Here is a 12078-nt window from a genome sequence, read left to right on the forward strand (position 1 = left end):
GACCGTCTCTCCTATGGGACATAGCCGATTTCATTCTACCTTAAGGCCATCTGTCACCTCAGTGACAAATGGCCTTGGAATTGAACAAGTATGAGGATGTAGGGGGGCTAGTGGAACAGATCTGGCAGAATATCATAAATGTACTGATTCACCCAATGCCAAGCATGCGTACCGCCGTCGCCTACAATGAAATAGAAGTTCCCTTTAGTCGTATCCGATGAGTAGATAAAGGTGTCCGTGAGTTGCTTCATCGCATCAATCTGCGGTTTTAAATTCGGGTAAGCAATATCCAGATTGCCGGTGGCACTGAAAATATAATAATCCTGCGGTTGATAGCCCGCATCTTTCACAACTTTGGCCAGATATTCCGCAGTTTCCTTCGGTTTGCTGCCCCCGGCTCCCTGGCCTAACACCCAACTATCACCGCTTAACGGCAGGTAATACTTAAAGTAGTCAAGCTTATGAATAAAAGTATACCAAGTTGTAACGGATCCCATAGAGAAGCCGCCGAACGCCCGATGCTCCCGGGAAGCCTTCAAATCTTCCGGGCTAGCCGATTGGGCATAGGTATGATATTTGGTCTCTACCAATGGAAGAATGATATTGGTCAATTCCTCGTGGAATAGGGCGGTATCATTCTTCCCGCCATAGAAGGTTGGCGTAACCACAATCAACGGCTCGATATCCCCGTTTGCGATCATATTGTCCAAGATTTTCGCGAGCTCCTTGCTTTGCCCTGGTCCGCCAAAGAGCAGGTCTTCATTTTCCCCACCGCCGTGCATCAGGTATAGAACATTATATTTCTTCGCGGGATCGGAAGGGTCATAGCCATAAGGAAGATAGACATTCAACTTCTTCTCGTCCATTCCGTTCGTTACATTCGGTGCCAAGTATGTGAGTCTCTCGATGGTGCCTGGTTGATCGCTGGCCATCCGATAGGCATCCGGAACCGGCTTGAAATATTTCTCATTGGCCGCTTCTTCCGTCATTTCCAATTGGTCCACCGCAGCTTGGATCATGGCAATCTGTTCGTCTATCTGTTGTTGGGTGACTTTTTTATCGTTTAACACGTTAGCCGCGACAACCTTCGTGAGAGCTTCCGTAACGACATCGGGGTTTTTATATAGCTTGAAGTCAAGCTTGAGTGTGCTTCGGAACAAGTTCAGAAGATCATAAGGATTCACTCCGCTAATGTCGCCCTTCCCCTTGCCGTTTAGAACCAGTTCCCCGAACTTTCCCGTGTCATTCCAGGCATTGCCTGTGGCATCAAAGACGTTAAGCGTACCCGCTCTCGTTGATCCTTTGGCATCGTTGATTTGCAGCTCGAAGCCTACAACCTTGTTGTTTTCGGGTTTGGATTTCAGAGCAATTCGGGCTTCGATTACATATCCGCCGTCCACTCGTTTCGCAGCCGTATAAAACCGCTGCACATCCCCGTTGTCTACCGACTGGTTATTCTCATAATTGACGCGAAAATGCACATCGTCTACACCATATTCCGAGGTCTTGTCATGGTTCTCATCAAGAAACAACTCCAAGGAATCTTGCATGTACGGGTTTACGGAGGCAACGGATAGGTGCGGGTCCTTGACTTCAGCCAGAACATAGAGAGCCTGGTCATCCCATAGCGCTCTTAAAACAGCAGAGGCCTCCACCTCGCCCGACACATGTTGGGGTGACACCGGCTGCGCCTTGCTCCATACCTTATCCACGTTACCATCGATCACAGGCGACCCGAATTTCGCGACCATTCTGCCTTGAGGATCGAATCCGTTCTTGGCTCCCGGATCAGGATGACCTGGACCCGCAGCTGCAGCAGCCTCTGCTCCCGAATAGGAAGCATTCGTTAGCATTAGGGATACACTGATCAACAACATCATCATGGATTGCAGGAATAGCCTTATTCTTCTCTTCATGAAAGAATCCCTCCTACGATCGTCATGTTCTCTTGGTTTTGCTCGCGAGTCTCCCATCCATCCCAGGCTGTGAACTTACTATCTGCTAACCGATTCCAACGATAACTGAAGTAACACTTCTATCAGATGCTAATAGAAGCGCTTTCATAAATTCCCTCCTTTAAGTTCATTTAGTTTGTTGCACCCATATTTTAGAAAAAATTACACAGCGACTACATTCAAAATTTGAACCATCCCTTTCAATTTTCAAACATTCCTAGAGGCAAATGACATAGTGAACAACAAAAAAGGGCTCCCGGCGAAGCCTGGAGCCCTGTCTGATTTCTCCTTATTTCCTGATCGCGATCAATGCGATGAGGCTATACACCACCCAGAGGGCCAAAGATATCATGATGGCGAATAAGCCGACGGCTAGATCGTGCGGATACCCGTAAAAACCGATTTGCGTCGGATGCACGGTGATCAGCAAGTACATGATGGGCAGGAGTATGATGATACATAGCACGGTCCGGCAAATCGTCCATCCTCTTCGAAACGGCTTCTGTGGATGCTGTAACAAGAAAATCGATCTCACGAGCAAGACCAGCAGGACGATTCCGATAATAACCAGCCCTAAGGAGATCGAACCCAGCAGCCTCCAGAAGGTGATCCCCACATGAACATCGGAGGGCTTCTTCCCTAACAGGATATCAGCAATCCCAAAGGCCAGGGGCTGACCTATTTCCGGAATAGAATCGCCAATGAGCAGGGATATGCCTACCTTCATCTCGGGAATCATCACAACCATTGCCGTCGAGCCAATACCGTCGCCCGCTTTGTATAGAATCCGGGTCTGATGCCGGCTTCCCTCTTCAAAGCCGCTAATGGAGTAGAAAGACCCGTCGCTCCCCGTAGAAATCTCTCCCTGCTGCGAGGTCTGCAAGGTCTCCGGACGAAGCAACTCCGGACCCTCTCCCAGCATCGCGGCTAGAAACTTGGACAGATCGAGCACATTCGAATAGATCCCGCCTTCCGGGTTCTGACTATGGCCAAAGACCTCCACGTTCGGAGCAGATTTATGCTTCAGTCCAAACAACCACATATACTCACTTGCGACATGGTCCATTTTGGTCGGATCAAATGCGGTGTGGTCCATCCCTAATGGTGCGAAGATATGCTCCTTCATATATTGTTCATAGTCGGTCTGGGTGACCTTCTCAATCACCAATCCCAGCGTATTGTAACAAGTATTGCAGTAAGAAGCCTCGGTACCGGGATCTGCGGTCATGGAGACGGTGCTCAAAGCCCGGACGCTCTTCTCCAAGGAGTTCCGATTTTCCCGTTCATTTTGAAAGATAGACCCGTCCGCTTCCAACCGTTGAATTCCGGCCGAATGGGTAAGCAAATGGCGAATCGTCACTTTAGCGGAGCGATCCCGATCTTTATAGGTAAACCAAGGAATGTAGGTGTTCACGGGCGCGTCCAGGTCGATTTGACCTTGCTCTGCTAATTGCAAAATCGCCGCAGCTGTGAATGCCTTCGTGACTGAAGCTGTCGCATAGACGGTTTCCGGCGTAACCGGCTCCTTGGTCTCTACATACGCAATCCCGATGCCCTTAGCCGCAATGACCTTTCCTTCTTGAGTAATGGCGTACGCCCCGCCGATCACACGGTTATTGTTAAACTGCTCTGTGACATACTCATGGATGATATTTAATGTTGTTTGGCTAATCCCCTTCTCTTGCGCCAAGCTGACCGAAGGAAGACCACTCACGAAGAAAATGATGACAAGCAAAAGCAGTTTTCGCATCAAATTGTTCTACTTCCCTTCCTAAACCTATTGATCACATCCTAAGCGTACGGAAAAGATGTCACTGGCGCATAGTGCAGGTTGTCATAATCGTGTCACATGATATGTCATATCTAAAAAAAGCTCTGGACCAATTCCAGAGCTCTTAAAATAAGCCTTTCGTTTTGTTGATTGCCTCAATCCGGCTATGTACATTTAATTTGCTGTAAATGCTGGAGATATAGTTTCTTACCGTTCCTTCGGATAAAAATAGCTTCTCGGCGATCATACTGTTCGTTAACCCATTGGAGAGGCATTTCAGGATTTCCATCTCTCGTTCGGTCAGCGCCTCCCGCTCATTCGCCGGCTGCAGATGCCCGCCCTTCGGGCCGGTGAACAGCAGCTTGGCGACCTCCTGGGAAATCATCGTCTCCCCCCGACTCACGAGCCGAATGGCTGCCGCGAGATCAAGCGGATCAATCGCTTTTAAGATGTACCCTTCTGCCCCGGCTTCTAGAGCGCCTACGACGGAATCTCTGGTTTGCAGCGTCGTCAGCATGATGATTTTCAAGGAGGGCCACTTGGCTTTGGCGAGCCTCGTCGCTTCTAACCCGTCCATGATCGGCATATGGACATCCATCAATACGACATCCGGCTGCACTTGCTCCAATACGGACAACGCCTCTTCCCCGTTCATCGCCGTTCCTACGACTTCGATATCCTCGGTCGCGTTGAGGATGATCTTCAGGCTGTTTAAGATCAGGAGTTGATCTTCGACAAGGACGACCTGAATAGACTTCATATTTTCAACCTGCTTTCAGTGGAATGGTACACGTGAGACTTGTTCCGAGGTTAGCTTTCGAGCTGATCTCCATGGTGCCATTTAGGCCGGTAATCCGCTGGTTCATGGCATTTAATCCGAAGCCGGCCGAGATCTTCTCCTGCCCCGTGCCGTTATCTGCGACTTTCATGGATATCGATTGCGGCGTAAAGGTCAAGCTGACGGTGATTTCGGTGGCCCGCCCATGGCGCTTGGCATTGGTGAGAGCCTCTTGCAGACAACGAATCAATGCGATCCGAATCGACTCGGGGGTGGTGTACGGCTCTTGCTCTTCCCCGGTCACTTCCACTACCACATGTGTTCGGGTGTGCTCGCCAAATTCCGCGGCAATCTCCGCCAAGCTCTTGACCAGTGATTTCTCGTTCTCATACACCGCCATTTGGTGAATGTTCCGCCGGACATCCTCGTAGCCCGTACGTGCGAACTCCACCAACTCCTTCAACTGCGCCTTGGCTACATCCGGAGCGTGGTCCATTTGGTAATAGACCGCTTCCATCCCTAGGATGGTCGACGTAAACGTATGCCCCACCGTGTCATGCAGCTCGCTGGCGATCCGGTTCCTTTCCTCGACAATCGTAAGCTGTTTGATTTGCTTCGAGTACAGCTCTAAGGTCTGGTTCTGATCCTGAATGATCTGAACCATTTCCTTCATCCGGGTATGACCCGTGATCATCGCGCGCAAGCAAATACCGATGATGAACATCACGGTATTATCCAGCATTTCGTTGGCAATCATCTTGAGCGGATAGTCATAGATCCAGCCTGCCAGTAAAGGAATCACGATCACGGTTGGCAGGTAGTACCACGCATATTTTTTGCGAAAACTAAAGTACCCCACGGTAAACACAGGCAAATTATACAAATCGAATACCCCGGGTTCTCCAGCGAAGTACAGAACCAGCGGTCCCATCAGGACCAGTTCAATCAACGGGCTGTAAGGTTTTAGTTTCTTGGAAAAATAAAACACGAGCGGAATCAGATAACTTGCCGTTAACCATAAAGCCACCAGCGCAAGCGCACCTGTCGTCAACAAGGGATTGGAGGCCTCGATGATTTGCTCAGGGTTGACGCGTAAATCTCTTAACGCCAGGATTAACCAGGAGGTGCGTACGGCGAGAAACACAAGATCAAACCAATGCCACTTCCCCTTCACGATCTTCTTCCATGCAGTCTGTCTCAATCTTCAGCCACCCTTTGTATGCCAGTCTATCCCGTTGCTTCAAATTTGCTAGATCTTAAGATCAATATATAGCAGTCGCTTATAAATAGCATCATTACAAATTGGAATCTCAAGCAGAAACCCTTAGCCCTGTAAATTCTTGTGGAAAAAATAAAAGGAAGAGCCGGATAAACCGACCCTTCCTTGATCGTACTGCCGTTAAATTGGACTTAATATCACCCTTACTTCTTAAGCAAGCCACACTTTCTCAGTCGCAGGATGCTCGGGAAGATCATCCTCAAATTGCGGAATCACCGGTGTATGGTATGGGTGTGAAGCTGGAGCTGGAGCCGACGGCTCAGGTGCCGGCTGCAAATAAGCTTCGTCTACATACATGATTCTGCGCTGAACCTGCATCAGCCCATTCACGACGCGAAGCGCTACCCAGAACAAGAAGAGCCCTACGCCCACGTATAGCAGGTATTGTTGATTATAGGTCCAGTTGAGATGGAAGTAGGTAAACAGGTTATTTTCCAAAATATCCAGCTGATATTCATTCATCAGAACGATGTGCACCACAGGGAGCGCAATAAAGCCAATGCCCAGGGCAAGCGCAACGATCATGACCGCAAAGAATACGATGCCGGTGACCAAACGAAGCACGACCAACATCAAGTTGCGGAAGAACAGTTCCCCGTCAAACCCTTTGACCATACGCATGAACCAATTCGTGCCGGCTTCTGCCGAGGGTTGCTTTGGAGCTGCTGCAGGCGGAACCGGCAACCCCAATATATGCCGAATCAGACCTTGCTCAAAGCTCACAATGCCGTTTATCAACTTCGCCATTCCAAAAAACATCGGGATTCCGATAAATACCGGAGTCAACGCAATGGAAATGGCAAGCCCGGTGATCGCCAGCGTGAAATAAATAATCCCTAACGGGAGAGCTAACAGCAAATAGAGCATCGTCGCATAGGTTTTGGGATTAAACAGCGCCCAATTCACCTTCCCCGCTTTCGCCACATTTGTCGCTTCAACTGCCTTCACGTTTAAACACTCCTTTGACTCCTTCAGTCACGTACCAAATGTATAAGCTCATTATAACGACCCTGCTGGCGTGACATAACCGTCTTAGGTGGTGTTTGAAACTAGACTTTAGGCTAGGACAAGCCCCGTCATTCCTCCGGGTGCGGCGGCTCCGACACCAAGCCGGCCAGCTTCTCCAGGAAATCGGCAACAATCTCTAAGGACACCATATCGTAACTCTTAAACAGCTCCAGCCCTCGATGCTCTTGCGCTTGGTGAAATACCTGATGCATTTCGGCAAGTTCGGTGCCAAGCGGCGTGACGGAAAAGTAGATTTCTTTCAGATTATCCGGAAGCTGCGTTTTCTGAATCAATCCTTGATCCAGCAGCTTACGCGTAATTTTCGAGACCGCGCCCTTCGTCATTCCCATCTCGCGGGCGATATCCACCCCTTTGATGCTGCCATGCGTAAAGATCACATCCAACACGTGCAAGCTGGAGATCGAGAGGTGAGGAAGCAGCTTCTTGAGCCTATCGTCGGAAATACGCTCCATCATCCACAGCCGATCCTGATCTTCATCGGCTTCACGAATCAGAATCCGGTACATGGACTGTTCAATTCGATGTTTAAGGTGAAGCAAATCGTCATTTAGATCGGGCATATGATAAGCCTGCCTTTTTTCTTTTTATTATAACATGGTTTCCGAAGAAACTATTTGACGAAATCAACCTATCCTGTTAATATGGTTTCCATGGAAACCATTAGAAATGATGAATGGGAGGAAATCATATGAACGAAGTTCTGCAAGTCATCGGCCAACACCGCTCGATCCGCAAGTTTCAGAATATCCCGCTCACCAAAGAACAAATCGGAGCGATCGTGGATGCCGCACAAATGGCTCCATCCTCTGCACATATGCAGCCCTACTCCATCGTCGGTATCACCGACCCTGAACGACGAAGCAAGATCGCGAAGCGTTCCAACAATCCTTGGATTGAGGAATGCGGCTACTTTTTCGTGTTTTGCGCCGATCTCTATCGAATCAAGCTAGCCGCCGACCCCGCCGATCAGGAGAACATCAGCCGTAACCTGAGCTACTCGTATTTTTACCAAACCGCGGTGTTCTGTGCTGCGCTGGCTGTACAAAATGCCAATGTGGCGGCCGAATCCATGGGACTTGGAGCCGTCATGATCGGCGGAATCAACGAGGCGCTGCCTGACCTTGACGAATGGCTAGGTCTGCCGGAGTTCGTCCTGCCTTTGGTTGGCTTGGCAGTGGGCGTTCCCGACGAGTCCCCCGAGCAGAAGCCGCGTCTGCCGCGTAGTGCGGTATTTTTCGAGAACCAGTACAACCCGGACCTCAAAGAACAAATCGAGAGCTATGACCGGGAGATCGGGGAATATTACGGTGCACGCACGAGCAACAAGCAAAAAGCCAGCTGGTCCGGCAAATTGGTGTCCATCCTGAAACAGGAACTGCCGCTCGGCGGGTACACGGAGTACGTGAAGAGCAAAGGGTTTGATTTGAGATAGCCATAAAATAACCATCGGCCAGAAATCCCTGACCGATGGTTTGTCATCCGTTGAGCTTATACTGTCCAGCCGCTTTCCCGTACTTTCCCTTCATAATAGGCCTCGTCAAGGTGTAAACCAAACCCTGGTGCCGAGGGAAGAGTGACAACACCGTCGCGAATCACGTAACCCGATGTGTCGATGCCCGGGATTTGTGCCTCATCCCACTCGACGGACATGAATCCCGGGATCGCTGGGTAAGCCTGCGCGGAAGCAAAATTACCGTAGAATACGCCGTAATGGTGCGGTGCCGCGTGAACCCCGCTTCGGGCCAGACGCTCCCCGAGCTTGATCCACTTCACAATGCCGTAATCCAATAAGTCATACTGAATCGCGTCGATCAACCCTTGCTCGGCCCAGTCTACGATGGGCTGTGCCGCGTGACCTTCGCCATCCGTAATGAGCACATTCAGCTGCTGTTCGCGCATCCAGTCCTTCAGGTTGCGATACAGACTATCGTCCTCATGAAACGCCTCTTCGATCCAGGACAACTGGGAGGAGGCCGTCTCTGTCAGCACACGCTTGGTCAGGTTCAAGTTGTAACCATTGTTGGCGTCAATCATCAGCTTGCATTCGGGACCGACCGCCTCCCGAATCCCGTTGACGATGGCGATGTCGCGTTTGGTTCCTTCTTCTAAATCCATATGCATGGCTCCGCGTCCCACCTTGATTTTGAAAGCGCGGAAGCCTTCATTGTAGCCTTGCATCGCTTCCTCCTGCAGCAGACGTACCGCATCGCGCTCGGAGCTTAAATGCAAATCGTCAAAATAAAGGGAAGTATCATAGCAGGGCACCTTCAGCGGAGAAATCGCCATACCCCCTGTTAATAGTTCATAAACAGGTTGATTGCGGACCTTGCCCAACCAATCAAAGAGCGGGAATTGCAGGTTGAGGAAGCGGTCGTGAATCCACTGCTCCTCGCAGAAGATCTCCCGAACCGGAGTCCCTATCAGAGCGGCTGCCTGTTCACGGGTAATTCTTGACCAACCGAAGCCGGTCATGCCCCCAATCGTGATGCGTACTAAGGGAAAACGGACTTCCTTGCCGTGTACTCCCAGCCGTGCATTGCAGCCCGCCAACCGGCGGCGTTCCCCCTTCATCTGCACGTGCTCGATGCGTTGGATACGCCAACTTTCATCTAGATAGGTTAATAGGTTCATCCTATTCAACCCCTTTCTCCTCTTTGTAGAATCAAACTCCAATCTACCCTGAAACCGTTCTCAATTCTTTGGTTGAACTAACTTCACAAATTGCAGGGCATCCCCCATGGACCCTGCCAGATACTTCACCTTGTCGCTGGGCGAGTACATCAGCACCGCTTTGTCATGCAGTCGGAAGGCGTTGCGTTGGGACACTCCCACAGGCTTCCTCTCCCGTATGACCCCTTCGTAATAGATCAGTCCATTCGGATCGTTCATCCAATTGGCCGGCGGAGTAAAATGGTAAATCGGCTTACCTACGGTCATGCCGCATTCCTCCTTCACAGGACAGGACTCCTAAAGCGACGTCGTCGAAGGCGGCGCATCCTCCGGGGCGCTTCCCCAAGCCTTGTTCGGCCGCGGGCCCATCTCCAGCACAAGTCGCCCGCCGTTCATCAGGTCCTGATGACTGATCCAAGGCCGCGAATACGGCTGCCCGTTCAAGAGAGCGGATTGGATGTACTTGTTCCCCTTGGAAACATTACGCGCTTCAATGACAAACGTCCGGCCTTCGCCAACATGCAGTGTCGTCTTCTCGAAGATCGGGCTGCCGATATCATAGACAGGCCGCCCCGGGCATACCGGATAGAAGCCCATCGCACTAAAAACATACCAGGACGACAGCGAACCGATGTCATCGTCTCCGCACAAGCCCGCCGGCCCGTCGTGATACATCAGGTATTGGATGTCGCGGACGCGCCGCTGGGTTTTCCAAGGAGCTCCCGCATAATTGTACAGGTACGGGATATGAAAGCTGGGCTCATTGCCATGGGCATACATCCCGATCAGCCCCGACATATCCGGGAACTGTCCGAGGAACCACGGCTTCTCCATCGTATATTGCTCCGTAAACAACGCGTCGAGCTTCTGCACGAAGGCCTCTCTGCCGCCCATCAGCCGAATTAACCCCTCTACATCATGCTGTACATGGAACGTATAGATCCAACTGTTCACTTCGGCAAAATACCCCTCCCCGGCAAACCCGCCGGAGAGCTTCGGATCAAACGGTTCGACCCATTCCCCTTCCGCTGTCTTCGGCGCCATCAGGCCAAGGTCTGGGCGGAACAGATGGCGGTAGTTGCCTGCGCGTTGAAGGAACAACTCGGCTTCCTTGTCACGCCCCAGCTTGCGGGCCACTTGAGCGACGCACCAATCGTCATAAGCTCGCTCCAGCGTCACGGACACCGATTGCCGGCGATGCCAAGAGTCGACCTCGGTCACCCATTCATCCACGCCCACCTCAGGCACCCAGGTGATTTGATTCGGCATCTTCTCCATGACGAGATTCCAGAGATTTTTTCTCCACGCGTCCGGATCAGCGACCTTCGCATCCTCCCTCACCGGAAGTGCAGGGAACCAGCCCTTTTCGTAGTACACTTGATCCAACTCCGTTGCCGGCACCGTTCGCCAAGGGATCAGGGACATTTCCGTGGCATCCTTCAGCATTCCTTCAAAAGCCTTCTCCAGCTGGATATCATCCAGACCTTTCGCACAGGCATCCGCAATCAGCGAAGCGGCATGATGACCGATCATCACCGCATGATCTCCGCCCGGATGAGGGAATTTCGGCAGCAACCCGCCTTGTTCGTACATGCGGACCAACGAATACACCATATCTTCGAATACGCGGGGCTCGATAATGCTTTGCAGCGGTCGGGCGCAGCGGTACGTATCCCACAGCTGGTCGTGCGTGTAGAAATCCCGTCCTTCTGTAGAGTGGACCTTGCCATCAAACCCGCTGTAATATTGACCGTCTTCCGTAATGTTCCGCATCCGTTGCAGGGTACGGTACATCGCTGTATAGAAAATCGTCCGCTCTTCCTCCGTCCCGCCTTCCACCTCAATTGCGGAAAGCGCGCGGTTCCAAGCGTCCCGGGCACGGAAAACGGCAGCTTCGAAGTCCCAATCCGGCAGCTCCTGCTGTCGGTTCTTCCGGGCTTGCTCCAAGCTGATGTAAGAGATCCCTACCTTGAACTCTATCGTTCCTTCTCCCTGCTGCGGCTCGTAAGTGAAATAGAGTTTGGAGCTGTTTTCGATCACGCCAAACGACGACGCGGCCTCTTTCATTTCTAAGCTAAAATAGCAAACATATCCTTGATTCGTGCGCTCTCCTTCGACGACGCGTCCATCGTGCTTGTGAACCTGCGTTGTCTCACCGCCGTCGACAATGACATGGACCGTCCCAGCAGAATGTAAGCGAAAATAAGCACTGTGCTGAGCGGTAGTCATCTCGGCATCGATCTCATGATCCTCCAGGAAGACGCGATACTTAAAGGGCCGGGTCTCCTCCAAATCATGATCGAAGGTCGAGGCATGCTCCTCCCGCCGATCGGACAAAGGTCTGCTGGAGGCTGTTACCGTTGCCGGTCCGAAGGAAAATCCATAGATTTTGTCCGCCAAATACTTGTCCCCGATGCCCGGCGTGGTAACCGGATCGACCTCCATCATCCCATGAGGAAGCTGCACGGTTGGAGACGTGGACCATGTTTTGTAAGACAACGTACCGATATTCGTATTGACGTAGGATGCCCAGTCCCGATCCGTACAGGCGGTTGTGTTCTTCAAACTGATCCCTCCCATAATGATAGTTCTATTT

At 51.2% G+C, this 12078-nt stretch carries 10 protein-coding genes; 1 reads left to right on the plus strand and 9 read right to left on the minus strand.

The annotated features are described in order from the left end of the window. Positions 1-107: 107 nt before the first annotated feature. From RW092_RS13815 to RW092_RS13840, 6 genes are all read right to left on the minus strand, one after another. Positions 108-1916, minus strand: coding sequence for a sugar-binding protein (locus tag RW092_RS13815; protein ID WP_316010476.1), 1809 nt, complete (start codon positions 1914-1916; stop codon positions 108-110). 328 nt (positions 1917-2244) lie between these two features. Continuing rightward, positions 2245-3705, minus strand: a complete 1461-nt coding sequence (locus RW092_RS13820) for a serine hydrolase (RefSeq protein WP_316010477.1) — start codon at positions 3703-3705, stop codon at positions 2245-2247. 145 nt (positions 3706-3850) lie between these two features. After that, positions 3851-4486, minus strand: a complete 636-nt coding sequence (locus RW092_RS13825; protein WP_316010478.1) for a response regulator — start codon at positions 4484-4486, stop codon at positions 3851-3853. Positions 4487-4490: 4 nt separating this feature from the next. Then, complete coding sequence (locus RW092_RS13830; protein WP_316010479.1) at positions 4491-5705, minus strand: sensor histidine kinase; 1215 nt, start codon at positions 5703-5705, stop codon at positions 4491-4493. 228 nt (positions 5706-5933) lie between these two features. After that, a complete protein-coding gene (locus RW092_RS13835) occupies positions 5934-6731 on the minus strand; it encodes a sensor domain-containing protein (RefSeq protein ID WP_316010480.1) in 798 nt (265 codons plus the stop codon). A gap of 128 nt (positions 6732-6859) precedes the next feature. Beyond that, positions 6860-7372 carry a MarR family transcriptional regulator gene (locus RW092_RS13840; RefSeq protein ID WP_051416889.1) on the minus strand — a complete coding sequence of 171 codons (513 nt, stop codon included), beginning with the start codon at positions 7370-7372 and terminating at the stop codon, positions 6860-6862. Positions 7373-7500: 128 nt separating this feature from the next. Here RW092_RS13840 and RW092_RS13845 point away from each other — a divergent pair, with 128 nt between their 5' ends. Then, positions 7501-8244: an NADPH-dependent oxidoreductase gene (locus RW092_RS13845; protein WP_316010481.1), complete on the plus strand. Its 744-nt coding sequence runs from the start codon at positions 7501-7503 to the stop codon at positions 8242-8244. 56 nt (positions 8245-8300) lie between these two features. Here RW092_RS13845 and RW092_RS13850 read toward each other — a convergent pair whose 3' ends face one another. The 3 genes from RW092_RS13850 to RW092_RS13860 form a co-directional block, all read right to left on the minus strand. Further along, entirely contained in the window at positions 8301-9443 is a 1143-nt protein-coding gene (locus RW092_RS13850) for an enolase C-terminal domain-like protein (RefSeq protein WP_316010482.1), read from the minus strand. A gap of 60 nt (positions 9444-9503) precedes the next feature. After that, positions 9504-9749 (minus strand): hypothetical protein, encoded by a 246-nt coding sequence (locus tag RW092_RS13855; protein ID WP_028538615.1) that lies wholly within the window; start codon positions 9747-9749, stop codon positions 9504-9506. A gap of 30 nt (positions 9750-9779) precedes the next feature. Next, a partial coding sequence (locus tag RW092_RS13860) for a GH92 family glycosyl hydrolase (RefSeq protein ID WP_316010483.1) occupies positions 9780-12078 on the minus strand: 2299 nt, incomplete at its 5' end.

This window comes from Paenibacillus sp. 3LSP (assembly GCF_032465655.1).
GTDB lineage: Bacteria > Bacillota > Bacilli > Paenibacillales > Paenibacillaceae > Fontibacillus > Fontibacillus barengoltzii.